The organism is Spectribacter hydrogenoxidans (assembly GCF_031846275.1).
Taxonomy (GTDB): domain Bacteria; phylum Pseudomonadota; class Gammaproteobacteria; order Nevskiales; family Salinisphaeraceae; genus Spectribacter; species Spectribacter hydrogenoxidans.
The window spans coordinates 148,143-165,683 of record NZ_JAVRIB010000007.1 but is presented as its reverse complement, the minus strand read 5'-3'; the positions used below and the strand labels follow the sequence as shown (position 1 = coordinate 165,683).

Below are 17,541 nucleotides of genomic sequence, written 5' to 3'. Positions count from 1 at the left end.
GCGGTAGCGCGTCAGGTCTCGATGTCGAAGCCGGTGTACTTGCCCCGGAGTTCGGTAGCCGTTTCCGCCGAGGTACCGATTTTCTCGAACTCCACACAGAGATGACCGTCGACCAGCAGCCGGGGATCCAGGGCCAGCCGCAGGGTTTCGCGGTAGACCGTTCGCCTGCTCTCGGCGTCGATATCCGTGCGCTTGCGCATCGCCCGACGGTAAGCAGCGATATTGGTCAGCAGGATGAATGGATAGAAAAGCACCAGGAGAGCCAGCGAGGTGTGGTTGGCCCGCAGATGATGGATCTTGCGGATGCGGAATCCCGACAACCGCGCCAGCAGCCGGAGCTTATGAATGCCCAGCAGGAAAATATGCCCGTAGTAAAGCTTGTCGCTGCGGCCTTCCGAGAACCAGATGGAATCCAGCTCGTTAGGCGGCATCAGCTTGGCGTAGAACTCGGTTTCCCCCAGCAGGTAGCTCAGCCGCGCACGCAACATGCCGTAATTCGGTGTGGTCATGAGCAGGGTCGCGCCGGGTTTCATGATGCGGTTGAGCTCGGCGAACGAATGCAACTGGTCGGCCATGTGTTCGATGCCTTCCTGGCACAGGACGTAGTCCGCGTGCTCGTCGGGCAGCGGTAGCCGGCCGGCGAGATCGGCCTGACCGCAGGTCAGCCCCGCCACCCGGAAAAAGTCCGGGAACAGATCCAGCGCTGCCACTTTTGCGCCAAGCGACTGCAGGATGCGGCTGGAATGGCCGGAGCCGGCCGGAACGTCCACCACCGTTCGCCCCTCCAGTTCATCGCGGCGGGCATGCAGGATCTGCTCGACATACGTCTTGATTTCCTTGGTACCGAAAAGTTTCACCCGGTTTCATCCTGGTTGGCGGCATCGACCGGCACCGGATGCCGCGTCAGACCCAGTTCGGCCCAGACCCGCGTTGCCTTGAGGGCCTGATAAGGGCTTTCGCTGTAGGGGCGTCGGTCGGCAATGGCGCTGGGGCGATCCCCGGCGGCGGGCTCCGGTTCCAGGTGAAAGGCCTTGGCCGCGCGGATGGCACTGATCGGACGGGCGCCGTACAGGTTCATGCGGCAACGCAGATCCGAGTCCTCGCCGCCGAAACCGTTGAACTGCTCGTCGAAGCCGTTCACGCCGAACAGAACGCCACGGTCCACCGAAAAATTGCCGCCGTGGAGTAGTGGCCGGTTGAACTTGCGGGTCAGAGCGTACCAGCGGGCTTTCAGATCATGCCGTCGAAACCAGCGGTCATGACCGGCATGCCGACAGAGGCCATCCAGCTGCTGGCCGACGTTATCGGGGCGGAACAGGCGGCTTTCCGGGCCACTGAGCCGAGCATAGCTGCCCACCACGTAGGTGCCGGTGCGAAACCGGCTCCGGTGCGCGCACAACCAGTCGCGGCCGGGGAGCACGTCGCCGTCCAGGAACACGAGCTGCTGTCCCCGACTGGCGCGGATTGCGGCGTTGAGTATCGTGGCCTTGCGAAAGCCGAGATCGTCCTGGGTAAGTACCGCGGCAAGCGGCAGGTCATGTTCGCGGGCGCCGGACCGCACAATCGCCAGTGAATCGTCGCGGGACCCATCGTCCGCAAGAATCAGCTCATCCAGACGCACGCTCTGTCGTGCCAGCGCCTGCAGCACAAGCGGCAACACCTCACGCTGGTTGTAGCTGGTAAGGACCACGGTGGTAGAGACCAATCGCCGCTGCAGCCGGCCCCGCCTCATGAATCACCGTCCGGCGGCGTCTTCGCCGAATCGCGCGCCTGCCGCGCCTCGAGCGCAAAGGCGTACTTCAGGAACCCCGACATGACGGAGCTGAACGCCAGCAACACTCCCCGCCACCCGTCACGCCAGCCCTGCTTGAGCAGGTAGAGACGAATGAAACGGCCGAGCGGCGAAAAGAACAACTTCGAGATCGGGATGCGCCGGTCACCTTGCGCCAACTGCAGGCCCGACATGCGGGCGTAGTGGATTGACTGCTGCATGTGGTGCTCGAGATTCCGGTAGGAATAGTGCAGCAGATGCCCGCCCAGACGGGCGACCTCGCCATCGACCGCCAGGTAGTCGTGTCCGTTGTAGTCCCGCCATGCCGCGCGGTCGCGGCGAACCAGCCGCAGGCGCCATTCCGGATACCAGGTGTGGCGCACCCAGTCGCCGAGATACCAGGTCAGGCGGTTGATCTCGTAGCCCGCGTGAGCCGGCTCGCTGTCTCCAGCGAACAAGGCCTCGATCGCCGCCCGGGCAGCCGGCTCCAGGGCCTCGTCGGCATCCAGCGACAGCAGCCAGGGCTGGCTGCACTGGTCCATTGCGAACTGCTTCTGCGCCGCAAACCCGGTCCAGTCTCGGTGAATGACACGCGCGCCGTACTCTCGAGCAATCTCGCAGGTTGCATCGGTGGAACCGGAGTCCACGACCACGATTTCGCGCACCAAGCCCGCTACGCTGGCCAGACATCGCCCGATGTTGTCGGCCTCGTCGCGGGTGATCACGGCACAGGCCAACGGCAACGGGCCAGCGACTGCCGCGGAACCGGGCGTGGCCTCGTAGGGATAGGCGTGTCGCGGCGCTTTCACGGGTAGTCGACCTCGAAGAATCCTGCCGGAGCCGGACGGCGTCACGCGCCGCCGTTCAGGCGCGGAGAATACCGGTGCCCCGGCCCGCCGGCTATCCCGGCTGCGGGAATCGCGTCGCAAGGGGTACGTCCATCGCGTTGCGCCGGGTATCCTTGCTGCATGCAATTGCGTCCTCGCCACACCGCCCAATACCGCTCATGAGCATCGCATCTGTCATCGGCCGAAGCCTCGGCCATAGAATGGGTCTGCGTCGCCGCAAGCTGCCGCTGGATGCACCGCCCGCCACCCTCTGTCTGCTACGGCTGTCGGCGCTGGGGGATTGCTACAACCTGGTGCCGGCCATCCACACCATGCAGCGCGAGTGGCCCGACACCCGAATCACCTGGGTCATCGGCAAAGCCGAATCCGCCCTGCTCGGCGACTTACCGGACATCGAGTTCATCGTCTACGACAAGCGGGATCCGTCGCGCAACGCCAAACTGAAACGACAGCTCGGCAGGCGGCGATTCGACGTCCTGTTGCATGCACACCCATCGCTGCGGGCAAATCTACCCAGCCGACATATCCGTGCCGATCTGCGCCTCGGCTGCGAACCACGACGCGCCCGTGACGGGCAACCCTGGTTTGTCGATGTATTAAGCCGGCCGGCCAGCGGGCCGCACATGGTTGACGGCTATTTCGCGCAACTGGAAACGCTGGGAATCAGCAGTCGGCACATGAACTGGTCGGTGCCGATCCCCGACGAGGCTAGGAAAGAAGCCCGAATGCTATTGCCGCCCGGCCCACCAACTCTGCTCATAAGTCCGAGTGCTAGCGACCCCCGGCGTAACTGGCCATCGGAACGCTACGCCGAAGTGGCCGACTACGCCATCAAGCGCCATGGTCTACGCGTCGCTCTCATAGGCGGCCCAACGGATAACGAACGCGAATTGGGCGATGCCATTATCGGTCAGATGCGCGGGTCAGTACTGAACCTTATCGGTCACACTTCGATTAAGGGACTGCTTGCGGTCATGGATAACGCCACACTCCTAGTCACTCCAGATTCAGGCCCGGCTCATTTTGCCAACACAAGTGGTCTTACGGTAATTGCCTTGCATGTAGTTAGTCCGAGCATGCGTACTGGGCCATATAAACATCTCAAATGGGCCGTGGACCACCATGAGCAAGCCGCTCAACACTTTACTGGCAAGTCTCCAGAAAGAATGCGCTGGCACACTCAGGTTAGGCATGACAACGCAGCCGAACTCATTCCAACAAATGAGGTAAATGACCGCCTAACTAGTGCATTGAAATCATTAGAGCAGCCCTAGTTACCCTTCTTACAGATGAATTAACAATTCATTTCTCTCGGAGAATTGCGAGCCCTTCAAGACATTAATAAGCGATTCCTGGCATTCGGTAACCGAGCGCCCCAATGGGAAAAATGCATCTCTAATGACGGAAACAAGCATTGATCGGATCTCGTACTCTGAAATACTTACTTCAGCAACATCCGTCAAACTCATGCCACTAAAAAAATCTCTAAATTTAAATTCCCCACCATATAGCGGATGCTCTTTTATATTGACCCATACCCAAGGCTTGGCGTAAGAATGAGCAACGATTACGCCGTGCAGCGATGAAGAAACGACAACTTCAGACTCCGAAATTGCACCGAGAACAGCCGCAGGTGATTGCTTGGCGCTTGTAATATTGCACACTTCTTCCGGCAAAGCTCTTAAAAAAACATCATGATGGGAGTGATGCGGGACAATTATGTACTTTCGTTTAATTTTTTGCCGAGGCATCAAACGGGACGCTAGCAAGCCCGGATCTCCAAGCGTATCCGCATTCGGCCATCCCGCGTCTCGCGCAATGGATAGACTTAACTCTCCCCTCAACGCCAGAACTTCAATCGGGGGCGGCAACTTAAACTGCTTTACGGCCAACTTCCCAAAACCACTCCCCCAAACGACCGCACCGGGATAACGCAGGTCATGAAGTATTGACCCAACACCGACAAGCGCATCACCTACCGACGATCTTACACCTCGCACATTTATTACATTTTTATCGCATGCCCGCCTCAGAAAGTAAGGCGTCATTAAATCACCGAAATTTGGTTCACCATCCCACCAGTACGCCTTAACAGCGTTGGCATCCAGGAGCGTCTGACCCATTACACGGAGTTTTCTCTTGATACTCGCCATACTTAAAAGATCAAAAAAATAGCAAGGCTGCCATTATATCTGCGCTAACTTTGGATCGGGATAGGGGCGGTCAGAGTGACTGACCGACCCCTCCCACACCACCCGGCATGCGGGTCCGCACCGGGCGGTTGGAATTGTTGAGGGTAACGCGCATTGAACACGACCGGCGCGTCGCCCGAGTCTGCCTTGCCTCGATCCACCGGAATCGGTTCCTCGCTGCTAAAAGGCGGTCGGCTTCACCCTCCAACTCCGTCGGCCCTTCGCTTCCATACGGAAACTACTATGGCCTCTGCTGACTTCTCGCTCCGATTCGTCACCGTCGCCCTTTCAGGCACAAGGCGAGATCTCCCCGGGTAAGAACGCACTCCTTCACCGCACAACCGCCGAATCTACGCCGCTTCGCCTTGGTCACAAGAGCTTCGTGGTTTCGTGCCCACTCGCCCTGCTCGGCAGCGCCTTATATCCGGTTCTTGTCCATCGGCTCGCAGCTTCGCTCCACGCTTCCTCTCCACGCTCGGTCGCCCTCACGCAGTTGCGCTTCGCTTCGGTCGTCGTGACCAACTCCCGGCAGGACTTCCACCTGCAAGAGTGCGCCCGTGCCGGGCGCACAAAAAAAAAGCCCCGCCGGACTAATCCAGCGGGGCCTTAAAATCAGCGCAATCTGAGCGCGGACGGCTACTACATCATGCCGCCCATGCCACCCATGTCGCCCATACCACCGCCAGGCATGCCGCCCTTGTCGTCGTCCTCGGGGACGTCGGCAATGCAGGCCTCGGTGGTCAGCATCAGCGCGGCGATGGAGGCCGCGTTCTGCAGCGCGGTGCGGCTGACCTTGGTCGGGTCGAGAATGCCCATTTCGACCATGTCGCCGTATTCACCGGTGGCCGCGTTGTAGCCGTAGTTGCCCTTCTTCGAGAGCACTTCGTTGACCACCACGGACGGCTCGGCGCCGCTGTTGTAGACGATCTGGCGCATGGGCTCCTGGACCGCACGACGCAGGATGCGGATGCCCGCGTTCTGCTCCGTGTTGGTACCTTCGAGCTTTTCCAGCGCCTTGGTGCAGCGAAGCAGGGCGACGCCGCCACCGGGGACGATGCCTTCTTCCACCGCGGCACGGGTGGCATGCAGGGCGTCCTCGACACGCGCCTTCTTTTCCTTCATCTCGACTTCGGTGGCAGCACCGACCTTGATCACGGCCACGCCGCCGGCCAGCTTGGCCACGCGTTCCTGCAGCTTCTCCTTGTCGTAGTCCGAGGAGGATTCCTCGATCTGCGCGCGGATCTGCTTGATGCGGGCTTCGATCGCCTTGTTGGTGCCGGCGCCGCTGATGACGGTGGTGTCTTCCTTGCCCACCTGTACCTTGGACGCTTCGCCGAGGTCTTCCAGCGTCGCCTTTTCCAGGCTCATGCCGAGGTCTTCGGAAATCACGCGACCGCCGGTGAGCACGGCCATGTCTTCCAGCATCGCCTTGCGACGATCACCGAAGCCGGGCGCCTTGGCGGCGGCAACCTTGACGATGCCACGCATGTTGTTGACCACCAGAGTGGCCAGCGCTTCACCTTCCACATCCTCGGCGATGATCATCAGCGGACGATTCTGCTTGGCCACGCTTTCCAGCAGCGGCAGCATGTCGCGGATGTTGGAGATCTTCTTGTCGAACAGCAGGATGTACGGATTCTCGAGCTCCGCCTGCATGGTCTGCTGGTCGTTGATGAAGTACGGCGAGAGGTAGCCGCGGTCGAACTGCATGCCTTCCACGACGTCCAGCTCGTTTTCGAGGCCCGAGCCTTCCTCGACCGTGATCACGCCTTCCTTGCCGACCTTGTTCATGGCGTCAGCAATGATCTTGCCGACTGCCTCGTCGGAGTTGGCGGAGATCGAGCCGACCTGCGCGATGGCCTTCTCGTCGCTGCAGGGCTTGGACAGCTTGGCCAGCTCGTCGGTGGCAGCCTTCACGGCGGCGTCGATGCCGCGCTTGAGCTCCATCGGATTCATGCCGGCGGACACAGCCTTGATGCCTTCGCGCACGATGCACTGTGCGAGCACGGTGGCCGTGGTGGTACCGTCACCGGCGACGTCGGAGGTCTTGGAAGCGACTTCCTTGACCATCTGCACGCCCATGTTCTCGAACTTGTCTTCAAGCTCGATCTCCTTGGCAACGGAGACACCGTCCTTGGTGACGGTGGGCGAGCCGAAGCTCTTGTCGATGACCACGTTGCGGCCCTTCGGACCCAGCGTGACCTTGACGGCGTTGGCCAGGGTATTGACGCCGCGCATCAGTCGCTGGCGCGAGTCTTCCCCGAATTTGATTTCCTTGGCAGCCATTTCTAGCTTCCTCTTTGAATTCGTTGGTTAAAGCGATTGCCCAGTAAAAAAGCGGTGGGGGCGTTCTAGCCCAGCACCGCCAGAAGATCGTCTTCGCGCATCACCAGGACGTCTTCGCCGTCCAGCTTGATCTCCGTGCCGGAGAACTTGCCGAACAACACGGTGTCACCCACCTTGACCTCCGGCGCGCGGGTTTCCCCGTTGTCGAGCACCTTGCCGTTGCCGACCGCGGTGATCGTGCCCCGCTGGGGCTTCTCGGCGGCCGAGTCCGGAATCACGATGCCTCCGGAAGTCGTCTGCTCTTCTTCAAGCCGCTTGATCACGACGCGATCCTGCAGAGGACGGATTTTCATACCACCCTTCTCCTCGTTGTCGATTGACTGAAATGTCTGGAATTCCCTTGGTCCGGCATCCGCCCACGGACGATGCCGGCGCCGCAAGGGATTGTTAGCACTCCCTCGTGGCGAGTGCTAAGCATGGAGCCAAGCCAACGGGTTTCAAGGGGTACAGGGAAAAAACTTCGCGATCGGGTCGAGGATGCGGCCACCAGCCAGCGCCGTCAGGCGATCCCCTGCACCGGCGGACAGCCCGTCATGACAGTTGGTCGGCCGTGGCAGCGGCGTCATCAGGGCGCGGCAACCATGCGCTGGTAGAAACCAGACCCAGAGATTGCCGCGCGGCCTGGCCGTTCGCAATGAGGGTTATGACCTCCAGCGCCCGGGGACAGAGCCCGGAGGTGACGGCGTCGCTTGTGACCGCTCGCGGTGACGGGTCGGGACATACGGGGCGCCGTGGTCCGCGCGCCGGGCATCCTTTACGCTGCATTGCATGCAGGATTCGCTCGACTGGCTGCTGGCCCTGATCAACGGGGTCAACGCGGCGGTGTTCTCCGCCCCGGTACTGATTGCTCTGCTGGCCGTCGGCGCGCTGTTCACATTGTGGACGCGTGCCGGCCAGCTCAAGGCACTGACGCACGGGGCGGCACTGATCACCGGGCGTTACGACACCGGCAAGGGCAGCGGCGCCATCAGCCATTTCCAGGCGGTGTCCGCGGCGCTATCGGCCACCATCGGCCTGGGCAACATCGCCGGGGTGGCTCTGGCACTGGAGTTCGGCGGGCCCGGGGCGATCTTCTGGATGTGGGTGGTGGGACTGGCGGGCATGGCGATCAAGATGGTCGAGGTCACCCTGACCATGCTCTACCGGAATACCGATGACCCGGACAATCCCCACGGTGGCGCCATGTGGGTGGCCCGGCGCGGGTTGCCTGCCCTGTCACCGCGGCTGACCCGGCCCGGGGCCTGGATTGGCGGCTTGTTCTGCGTGGCGCTGATCACCAATGCCCTGGCCGCCAATGCGGTTTTCCAGTCCTGGAGCGTGGCGGATACTACCCGCAGCTATTTCGGCGTACCGCCGCTGGTAACCGGCGGCATTCTGGCTGCAGTGGTGGGACTGGTCACGCTGGGCGGGGTCAAGCGCGTCGGGGCCGTGGCCGGCTGGCTGGTGCCGGGCATGGCGGTGCTTTATGTCCTGGCCGGGCTGGTCGTGCTCACCCTGCAGGCGGATACCCTGCCAGGCGTGATTGCATCCATTTTTCGCGGCGCGTTTTCCCATACCGACGCCACTGGCGCGTTTCTGGGCGGCGGCATGGCCATGGCCTTCATCTGGGGACTCAAGCGGGCCCTGTTTTCCAGCGAAGCCGGCCTGGGCACCGCCCCCATCGCCCACGCTGCGGTGAAAACCTCGGAACCGGTCAGCGAGGGCATCGTCGCCGGCCTGGAACCGTTCGTGGACACGCTCGTGGTCTGCACCATCACCGCGCTGGTGATCCTGTCGACCGGTATCTGGCAGCGCGATGCGGGCCTGCAGCTCGATCCGGCACCGGCCTGGAAATCGACCGGGGACAACACCTGGTCGCTGGCCAACTCGCCGGCACCGGCCGCGGATGACGTAACGCTGGCGGCAGGCGACCGGATCTTTGTCGTCGCCATCGGTGACAATGGCGAACGCCAGCGGCTGTTCGGCGAAATCCGCAACGCCGATGGCGGGCCGGTGATCAACTGGCAGTCGCTGACGGCCGATTCGCCGCCCCAACTGGTGGATAACGGCCTGTACCGGGACTTCACCGGGGCGACGCTGACTGCTCGCGCCTTCGACAGCGCCGTGCCGGGGCTGGGCCAGTGGCTGATCACCCTGGCGATCTGGCTGTTTGCCGTATCCACCATGATCACTTGGAGCTATTACGGCGAACAGGGGGTGGTTTACCTGTTTGGCGACAGCTGGGTGGCACCCTATCGCCTGGGTTTCTGCACGGTGATCTGGCTGGCCTGTGCCGGCTGGGTGGAGGGCGCCCGCGACCTGGACGCCGTGGGCGTATTCGGCGTGGCCCTCATGCTGTGCATCAACCTGCCTCTGACCCTGCTGCTGGCCCCGCGGGCGATTGCCGCCTACCGGGACTACCTGGCCCGGCTGCGCAGCGGGACCCTTCGGTAGGCCTGAATCCCACTCATGGCTTCGGCTACACTCCGGACGTACGCTGACCGACCCGTCAACCGTTGGGGGATAACTGCATGACCAGGGAGCACTGGGGCTCGCGCGCGGGCTTCGTGATGGCCGCTGCCGGCTCCGCCGTGGGGCTGGGCAACATCTGGAAATTTCCCTATGTCACCGGCGACAACGGCGGCGGCGCCTTCCTGCTGGTGTACCTGGGGCTGGTATTCCTGTTCGGGGTCAGTCTGGTGATGGCGGAACTGGTGATCGGCCGCACCGCCCAGCGCGATCCCATCGGCGCCTTTCGCAAGCTGGCCGGCGGGGCCTGGCCACTGGTGGGCATGCTGGGCGTGTTCACCGGTTTCGTGATCCTGTCTTTCTACAGCGTGGTGGCCGGCTGGACCATGGCCTATGTGGGCTACATGGCATCCGGGGCCCTGGCGACCACTGACGCCGATGTGTTGGGCCAGGCGTTCACCGCTTTCATCGGCGAAGGCGTGCGGCCGGTGGTGTACGCGGCAGTATTCATGGTGCTGACCGCGTTGGTGGTGGTCGGCGGCATCGGCCGCGGCATCGAGCGTGCAGCCAAGCTCCTGATGCCGCTGCTGTTCATCTTGCTGATCGTGCTGGTTGTGCGATCGGTGACCCTCCCTGGCGCGATGGAGGGCGTGCGCTTTTATCTAACCCCCGACTTCAGCCGGCTGGATGCGGAAGCCTGGGGCGCGGCAATCGGCCAGGCGTTCTTCTCGCTATCGCTGGGCATGGGGGCATTGATCACCTACGGCTCCTACATGTCGCGCCAGCAGGCCCTGCCCAGTTCGGCGCTGAGCATTGTGGCGCTGGACACCACGGTGGCACTGCTCGCGGGCCTGATGATCCTGCCGGCCGTATTCGCCTTCGGCTTCGACCCCGGCGAGGGCGCAGGGCTGGCTTTCGTCACGCTGCCGGCGGTGTTTGCCAGCATGCCGGCGGGCACCGTATTCGGCGTGATGTTCTTCGTGCTGCTGACCGTGGCGGCGCTGACCTCGTCGGTGTCGCTGCTGGAAGTGGTGGTGACCTATCTGGTGGACGAATGGTCGCTGAGCCGCCGCGTCGCTACGCTGGCCGCCGCCAGCGTGTGCTTTCTGGCGGGCGTGCCCAGCGCCCTGTCCCAGGGGGCCGTCGGCGGGCTGGTATTCGCGGACGCGTCTTTCCTGGACTGGATGACCAGACTCACCGATCTGCTGCTGCCGCTGGGCGGCCTGTTCATCGCCCTGTTCGTCGGCTGGGTGATGGGGCCGGCCGCGGTGGCGGCGGCCACCGATGACGGCCGTGCGCCGCTGCCGCTGGCACGGGTCTGGCTGTGGATCCTCCGCGTGGTCGCCCCCGCCGGTATCGGTTTCATCCTGATCAACACGCTTCTGAGTTAACACCATGGCCACGATCACGAGCGTTCTGGAAACCCTGAGTGGCTGGCTGTGGGGACCGGTGATGCTGGCCCTGCTGCTGGGCACCGGTGTCTATCTGACCCTGGGTTTGCGCCTGCTGCCCTGGCGCAAGCTCGGTTTCGGGGTGCGGCTGGCACTGTCCGGACGTCGCACGGTTGCCGAGGATGCCGGCGACATCACGCCGTTCCAGGCCCTGGCCACGGCGCTGTCGGCGACCGTGGGTACCGGCAACATTGCCGGGGTGGCCACGGCGATCTTCCTGGGCGGCCCGGGCGCGGTGTTCTGGATGTGGGTGACCGCGCTGGTGGGCATGGCCACCAAGTACGCCGAGGCCGTGCTCGCCGTGAAATACCGCGAGATCAACGCCGACGGCGCCCATGTGGGCGGGCCGATGTACTACATCCGCAACGGCCTCGGGCAGCGCTGGGCCTGGCTCGGCGGTGCCTTCGCCTTCTTTGCCATGATCGCCGCCTTCGGCATCGGCAACACCGTGCAGTCGAATTCGGTGGCGCAGGTCTTCCGCGAATCGTTGTCGGTGCCCAGCTGGCTGACCGGCCTGGTCATGGCGATGGCGGTATTCACAGTAATCATCGGCGGCGTCCAGCGTCTGGCCCGGGTGGCGGAGAAGTTGGTGCCGTTCATGGCCATCGTCTACGTGGCCGGCGCCGCGGTCATCCTGCTGGTGAATGCGCCGGCCATACCGGGCGCGCTGGGCACCATCGTGACGGACGCGTTCACGGGCACCGCGGCCGCCGGCGGTTTCGCCGGTGCCGGGGTGCTGATGGCGATCCAGTTCGGGGTGGCGCGGGGCATCTTCTCCAACGAAGCCGGTCTGGGCAGCGCGCCCATTGCCCATGCCGCCGCCCGCACCCGTGATCCGGTGCGCCAGGGCGTGGTGGCGATGCTGGGCACCTTTATCGACACCATCATCGTCTGCACCATGACCGCGCTGGTGATCGTGGTCACCGGGGCCTGGCAAAGCGGCGAAACCGGCGCGCAGCTTTCCGCCACCGCCTTCACCCAGGGTCTGCCCGGTCCGGGCGGCTGGCTGGTGAGTTTCGGGCTGGTGATCTTCGCGTTCTCCACCCTGCTGGCCTGGTCCTACTATGGCGAACGCTGCGCGGAATTCCTGTTCGGCCCGCGCGTGGTAGTGCCCTACCGGCTGCTGTGGGTGGTGGCGGTATTCGTGGGCGCGGTGGCCAATCTCGGCATGGTGTGGCTGGTGGCCGACGTGATGAACGCCCTGATGGCCGTGCCCAACCTGATCGCGCTGATCTTGCTGGGCCCGGTGGTGTTCCGGGTAAGCCGGCAATACTTCGCCAACAATCGCTGACCACACTCGAACTCGCGTGCCCGGCCGCACGGCACCGGGCACAAGCCGTTACACTTTTGCGTTTTCCCCTGCCCGGAGCACTATGGAAACCCTCATTTCACTGGCCGCCGAATACGGCCTGTTCCTGGTCAAGGCCGTGACCGTAGTCGCGGCAATCGGCCTGCTGGTGGCCTGGATCGCCGCCACCGTGCAGCAGTCACGTCAGATCAGCGGCGATGGCCTGGAAATCCACAACGTCAACCAGCGGTTTGACCGCATGGTCAGCACGCTGCAGGACGAACTACTGGACAAGCCGGCCCGCAAGGCCCGCGATAAGCGCCGCAAGGCCGAGACCAAGCAGAAGGCGAAGGCGGCCAAGCTGGGCAAGCCGGACAACAAGGGCCGACTGTTCGTGATCGACTTCGATGGCGACATCCGCGCCTCGGCGGTGACCAACCTGCGTGAGGAAATCACCGCCGTGCTGCAGGTCGCCGAAGCCGAGGATGAAGTGCTCCTCCGGCTGGAATCGGCCGGCGGCCTGGTGCACAGCTACGGCCTAGCCGCCTCCCAGTTGCGCCGGTTGCGCGACCGGGGCATCCGTTTTACCGCCGCGGTCGACAAGCTGGCCGCCAGCGGCGGCTATCTGATGGCCTGCGTGGCCGACCGCATCGTCGCCGCGCCCTTCGCCATCATCGGCTCGATCGGTGTGGTCGGCCAGATGCCCAACTTCAACCGGCTGCTCAAGGAAAAGAACGTCGACATCGAAATGCACACCGCCGGCGAGCACAAACGCACGCTCACCATGTTCGGCGAAAACAGCGATGCCGGCCGGGCGAAGTTCCGCGAGGAGCTCGAATCCACCCATGGCCTGTTCAAGCAGTTCGTGTCCGACAACCGGGCCGACCTGAACGTCGACCGCGTGGCCACCGGCGAACACTGGCATGGCACCCAGGCACTGGACCTCGGCCTGATCGATGCGGTGGGCACCAGCGATGACCTGTTACTGACCGCCGCAAAGGACGAACGGGCCATCTACGAGGTGCGCTGGAAGACCCGCCAGAGCCTGCGCGAGCGGCTGTCCAGCGGGGTGGAATCCACCCTGCAGCGCGTGCTGTCGCGGTTCTGACCAGTGGCTTGCGTGCCGGGTCATCCGACCCCAGTGTCCGATCAGGTTTCGCCCACAAGGAAAGCGTGATGCAACTGACCACCACCGCGTTCGCCGACGGCCAGCCGATCCCCGATCACTACGCCTTTGCGCAGCCGGACGCGGACAACCATTTCCGCTTTTCCGACAATCACAACCCGGATCTGGCCTGGTCCGGGGCGCCGGACGGCACGCAGTCGCTGGTACTGCTGTGTATCGACCCGGACGCGCCCAGCAAGCCGGACGACGTCAACCAGGAAGACCGCGAAGTCCCAGCCGATCTGCCACGGGTGGACTTCTTCCACTGGGTGATGGTCGACCTGCCCGCCGACAGCGACGGCATTGCCGCCGGGGCCTGCGCCAGTGAGGTCACGCCGGGCGGCAAGCGCCAGCCCGCCGGCCCGGCTGGCGCCCGCCAGGGCCTCAATACCTACACCGACTGGTTCGCGGGCGATCCCGACCTGGGCGGGCATTACTACGGCTACGACGGCCCCGCCCCGCCCTGGAACGACAGCATCCCGCACCGCTACGAGTTCCGGCTGATCGCCACCGACCTGCCGCGGTGTCCGGTCGATGGCGATTTCACCGGCCCGGACGTGCTGGCGGCGCTGGACGGCCACGTGCTGGCCACGGCCTCGGTGACCGGCACCTACACGCTCAACCCACGCCTGCGCTGAAACTAACCTACGGCGTTCATGGTCAGATCGGGTAACTGACGCCCGCGCTACGGGTTTCATTCCACAAGCTTCAAGGATTCATCCATGACGATCCGTTCGCTTTTGCTGGCGGGGTTTGCCGCCACCGGCCTTGCCTTCGTACCGGCCGCCCACGCCGAGCTGCCCGCCGGCCTGAGCGGGGATCCGCCCACCCTGGCACCCATGCTGGAAGAGGTGATGCCCGCCGTGGTTGGCATTCAGGTCACCGGCAAGGCACGCCAGACGCCGGATCACCCGATGTTCAACGACCCCTTCTTCCGGCGTTTCTTCGGCATTCCGGACGACCCGCAACCGCAGCAGCCCCGCGGCGTGGGTTCGGGTGTGATCGTCGACGCCGACAAGGGCATCGTGCTAACCAACAATCATGTGATCCAGAATGCCGACGAGGTGACCGTCCGGCTACAGGATGACCGCGAACTGACCGCCGAAGTGGTCGGCACCGATCCGGATTCCGACATCGCCGTGCTCCGCGTGGACGCCGACGATCTCACCGAGATTACGGTCGCCGACTCCGACAATCTGCGGGTAGGCGATTTCGTGGTCGCCATCGGCAACCCCTTCGGCCTGCGGCAGACCGTAACCTCGGGCATCGTCAGCGCGCTCGGCCGCCACGGTCTGGGCAACCGCTACGAGGACTTTATCCAGACCGACGCATCGATCAACCCCGGCAACTCGGGCGGCGCCCTGGTCAACCTCGAGGGCGAGCTGGTCGGCATCAACACCGCGATCCTGTCGCGTTCCGGCGGCAACATCGGCATCGGCTTCGCCATCCCCACCAATATTGCCACCACCGTCGTCGAGCAGATCATGGAGTTCGGCGAGGTCCGGCGCGGTCAACTTGGCGTGGTCGGCCAGAACCTCACCAACGAGCTTGCCGAAGCGATGGACCTTGATGTCACGCGCGGCGTGCTGATCGCCCAGGTGGTCGAAGGGTCGCCCGCCGACAAGGCAGGGATCCAGGAGCGCGACGTGATCACCGGCATCAACGGCAACGACATCAAGGATTTCTCCGAGCTGGCCAATGCCATTGGTCTGCGGTCCCCCGGGGAGAAGGTGCGCATCAAGCTGCTGCGCGACGGCGAGACCAGAAACGTCACCGCCACTCTGACCAAGGCCGACGAGACTCAGGCCAGCGCTGGGAATGGCGATACCGGTTTCCCCGCCCTGGAAGGCGCCAAGATCGGCGCGATTCCGGAGGATCACGATCTGGCCGGAGAAGTGGAAGGCGTGGCTGTCCTCGATATCGCGCGCGGCAGCCCCGCCGCCTCCTCGGGCCTGCGCCCGGGCGACATCATAACTTCGGTCAACCGCCGGCCGGTGGACTCGCTCGAAGCCTTCCGCGAGCTGGTCAACAGCGACGCGCAACAGCTGCTGCTTCATGTGCGCCGAGGCGACGGGGCGCTGTTCCTGCTGGTCCGCTAGCCCACCCCCTGAACCGCCTACCCGGTCCCGGCCGGGTAGGCATTTGCCCCGTTGGGGCGCCTCCGGTCTATACTCGGCGCATTCGTTACAGTCCTGCGGTCATGGTGGCATTCGACATCTATCAATTCGAGGATCGGCTCACCGAGCTGCTGGCGGCCTACGAGAAACTCCAGGCCCGCCATCGTGAGCTCGAGAATCGCCACCAGGCTTTGCGCGAGCAGACCAGTCAGCGCCTGCGGGCCCTGACGGAGCGGCTGAAGGCGCTGGAGGCCGAGGCCGAGGTGTCCGACTCATGACCTCCGCCTCGCGAGACCAGACCCAGCTGACCGTGCGCATCCTCGGTCGGGATTACCAGGTGGCCTGCCCCGAAGGAGAGCGCGAGGCGCTACTGGCATCGGCCGAATATCTGTCGCGCCGGATGACCACCGTCCAGAAGAAGGGCAAGACCCTGGGCATGGAACGCATCGCGGTGATGACCGCGCTCAACATGGCGCGGGATCTGCTCGACATGGAACAGCGCCGCAAGCGCGCTCCGGTCGATGACGAGGCCAGCGACCGGCTGTCCCAGTTGCAGCTACGCATCGAATCCGCGCTTGATGAAAAGGGTTAGCCCCGCGTAGCATTAGCTTCGGCTCTCCTGCCGTGTTCGACGGTTGCCGGGTACCCCTTGAGCCTAATTACGAAACCCGGGGTCATGAAGCATCGTTGGTGAGCATGTCCGCCTCGTAGCGGAAAGCCTAAGGCGACGTGGTTGGCCCCACTTGAGCGTTTGTCTCAAGGTCACAGGCCACCGACGGCACAGGCGGGAGATGCCGACTTACCCAGACAGCCACGACCCCGACGCGCGCCAGCGCCTGCGGCGGTCGTTGCAGGCCGCCCGACGGCGGCTCGAACCATGCCAGCGACACCGGGCCACCGAACGCGCCCTAGCGCGTCTGTGCCGCCTGCCGGCGTTTGTGCGCGCCCGATCCGTCGCCGTCTACCGCGGTGTGGGCGGCGAAATCGACCCTGCCCCGCTTGCCGACGCCGACCCCCGGCGCCAGTACTTCGCCCCGGTGGTCCGCAACCGGATGCTGGTATTCCGCCCCTGGCAGGCGCCGATCTGGCGTGCCAACCGCTTCGGCATTCCGGAACCGGTGGGCACCGATTACCCGGCCCGGGCCATGGATCTGGTGCTCACCCCGCTGGTGGGCTTCGACCCGGCCGGCAACCGGCTGGGCATGGGTGGCGGCTTCTACGACCGCAGTTTTGCCTTTCTGCGGGATCGATGCTGGCGCCGGCCGCGGCTGGTCGGTCTGGCCTTCGACGTGCAGCAGGTCGACGCCCTGACGGCGGCCGACTGGGATGTTCCGCTGGATGCCATCGTGACCGAATCGGGCGTGATCCGGCCGAAGCCGGCCCCTGCAGGCATCGGGTAGAATCCGGGCGGCGAACCTGTCTAGGAGCCCCTGTTCATGCGCTACTGGTTGATGAAGTCCGAGCCCGAGGAATTCAGCCTCGAGGATCTGCGCAACCGCCCCGACCAGACCGAGCCCTGGGACGGCGTGCGCAACTACCAGGCCCGCAACTTCATGCGCGACGACATGAAGAGGGGCGACCAGGTCTTCTTCTACCACTCCAACTGTGCGGAACCGGGCATCGTCGGCATCGCTACCATCGCCCGTGAGGCCTATCCCGACCCCACCGCGTTCGACCCGGACGACAGCCACTACGATCCGAAATCCGATCCCGACAATCCGCGCTGGTACCACGTGGATGTGGGATTCGAACGGGAACTCAATCGCACTATTAGCCTCAAGGAACTCAAGGAACACGCGAAAACGCTGGAGGGATTCGCGCTGATCCGTCGCGGCAACCGATTGTCGGTTATGCCGGTGGATGAGGCCCACTGGCGCTACATCCTGTCGCTGGAGTAGAACCCCGACGGGGGTTG

At 64.0% G+C, this 17,541-nt stretch carries 17 protein-coding genes and 1 other RNA gene; 12 read left to right on the top strand and 6 right to left on the bottom strand.

The annotated features are described in order from the left end of the window. Positions 1-11: 11 nt before the first annotated feature. Genes RM532_RS08580 through RM532_RS08570 form a run of 3 tightly spaced genes read right to left on the bottom strand, consistent with a single transcriptional unit; the run spans position 12 to position 2,580 of the window. Positions 12-857 carry a class I SAM-dependent methyltransferase gene (locus RM532_RS08580; protein ID WP_311652858.1) on the bottom strand — a complete coding sequence of 282 codons (846 nt, stop codon included), beginning with the start codon at positions 855-857 and terminating at the stop codon, positions 12-14. After that, positions 854-1,732: a glycosyltransferase gene (locus RM532_RS08575; RefSeq protein ID WP_311652857.1), complete on the bottom strand. Its 879-nt coding sequence runs from the start codon at positions 1,730-1,732 to the stop codon at positions 854-856. Before RM532_RS08575 ends, RM532_RS08580 begins: the two co-directional genes overlap by 4 nt. Continuing rightward, positions 1,729-2,580 (bottom strand): glycosyltransferase family 2 protein, encoded by an 852-nt coding sequence (locus tag RM532_RS08570; RefSeq protein WP_311652856.1) that lies wholly within the window; start codon positions 2,578-2,580, stop codon positions 1,729-1,731. Before RM532_RS08570 ends, RM532_RS08575 begins: the two co-directional genes overlap by 4 nt. Before the next feature lie 197 nt (positions 2,581-2,777). On the opposite strand from RM532_RS08570, the gene RM532_RS08565 reads away from it, so the two are divergent. After that, positions 2,778-3,893 (top strand): glycosyltransferase family 9 protein, encoded by a 1,116-nt coding sequence (locus RM532_RS08565; protein WP_311652855.1) that lies wholly within the window; start codon positions 2,778-2,780, stop codon positions 3,891-3,893. A gap of 9 nt (positions 3,894-3,902) precedes the next feature. Here RM532_RS08565 and RM532_RS08560 read toward each other — a convergent pair whose 3' ends face one another. From RM532_RS08560 to groES, 3 genes are all read right to left on the bottom strand, one after another. Next, positions 3,903-4,742, bottom strand: coding sequence for a polysaccharide pyruvyl transferase family protein (locus RM532_RS08560; protein ID WP_311652854.1), 840 nt, complete (start codon positions 4,740-4,742; stop codon positions 3,903-3,905). Positions 4,743-5,450: 708 nt separating this feature from the next. Continuing rightward, positions 5,451-7,097, bottom strand: coding sequence for a chaperonin GroEL (groL, locus tag RM532_RS08555; RefSeq protein WP_311652853.1), 1,647 nt, complete (start codon positions 7,095-7,097; stop codon positions 5,451-5,453). Positions 7,098-7,162: 65 nt separating this feature from the next. Next, positions 7,163-7,450 (bottom strand): co-chaperone GroES, encoded by a 288-nt coding sequence (groES, locus tag RM532_RS08550; protein WP_311652852.1) that lies wholly within the window; start codon positions 7,448-7,450, stop codon positions 7,163-7,165. Positions 7,451-7,925: 475 nt separating this feature from the next. On the opposite strand from groES, the gene RM532_RS08545 reads away from it, so the two are divergent. The 11 genes from RM532_RS08545 (at position 7,926) to RM532_RS08495 (ending at position 17,524) form a co-directional block, all read left to right on the top strand. Further along, a complete protein-coding gene (locus RM532_RS08545) occupies positions 7,926-9,590 on the top strand; it encodes an alanine/glycine:cation symporter family protein (protein WP_311652850.1) in 1,665 nt (554 codons plus the stop codon). A 77-nt stretch (positions 9,591-9,667) separates the two neighbouring features. Beyond that, positions 9,668-10,996 carry a sodium-dependent transporter gene (locus RM532_RS08540; protein WP_311652849.1) on the top strand — a complete coding sequence of 443 codons (1,329 nt, stop codon included), beginning with the start codon at positions 9,668-9,670 and terminating at the stop codon, positions 10,994-10,996. A gap of 4 nt (positions 10,997-11,000) precedes the next feature. Continuing rightward, positions 11,001-12,347 carry an alanine/glycine:cation symporter family protein gene (locus RM532_RS08535; RefSeq protein ID WP_311652847.1) on the top strand — a complete coding sequence of 449 codons (1,347 nt, stop codon included), beginning with the start codon at positions 11,001-11,003 and terminating at the stop codon, positions 12,345-12,347. An 82-nt stretch (positions 12,348-12,429) separates the two neighbouring features. Beyond that, positions 12,430-13,452 (top strand): protease SohB, encoded by a 1,023-nt coding sequence (gene sohB / locus RM532_RS08530; RefSeq protein WP_311652846.1) that lies wholly within the window; start codon positions 12,430-12,432, stop codon positions 13,450-13,452. A 68-nt stretch (positions 13,453-13,520) separates the two neighbouring features. Beyond that, positions 13,521-14,147, top strand: coding sequence for a YbhB/YbcL family Raf kinase inhibitor-like protein (locus tag RM532_RS08525; RefSeq protein ID WP_311652845.1), 627 nt, complete (start codon positions 13,521-13,523; stop codon positions 14,145-14,147). 84 nt (positions 14,148-14,231) lie between these two features. Then, positions 14,232-15,608, top strand: coding sequence for a DegQ family serine endoprotease (locus RM532_RS08520; RefSeq protein ID WP_311652844.1), 1,377 nt, complete (start codon positions 14,232-14,234; stop codon positions 15,606-15,608). 101 nt (positions 15,609-15,709) lie between these two features. Beyond that, positions 15,710-15,904 carry a hypothetical protein gene (locus RM532_RS08515; protein ID WP_311652842.1) on the top strand — a complete coding sequence of 65 codons (195 nt, stop codon included), beginning with the start codon at positions 15,710-15,712 and terminating at the stop codon, positions 15,902-15,904. Beyond that, positions 15,901-16,218: a cell division protein ZapA gene (locus RM532_RS08510; protein WP_311652840.1), complete on the top strand. Its 318-nt coding sequence runs from the start codon at positions 15,901-15,903 to the stop codon at positions 16,216-16,218. Before RM532_RS08515 ends, RM532_RS08510 begins: the two co-directional genes overlap by 4 nt. 21 nt (positions 16,219-16,239) lie before the next feature. Further along, a non-coding RNA gene (ssrS, locus tag RM532_RS08505) (6S RNA) lies at positions 16,240-16,421 on the top strand. Beyond that, positions 16,418-17,026: a 5-formyltetrahydrofolate cyclo-ligase gene (locus tag RM532_RS08500; protein ID WP_311652839.1), complete on the top strand. Its 609-nt coding sequence runs from the start codon at positions 16,418-16,420 to the stop codon at positions 17,024-17,026. The genes ssrS and RM532_RS08500 overlap by 4 nt, the downstream gene beginning before the upstream one ends. Before the next feature lie 36 nt (positions 17,027-17,062). Next, the gene (locus RM532_RS08495; RefSeq protein WP_311652837.1) at positions 17,063-17,524 is read left to right on the top strand and encodes an EVE domain-containing protein; all 462 of its coding nucleotides are present in this window, start codon (positions 17,063-17,065) and stop codon (positions 17,522-17,524) included. Positions 17,525-17,541: the final 17 nt, after the last annotated feature.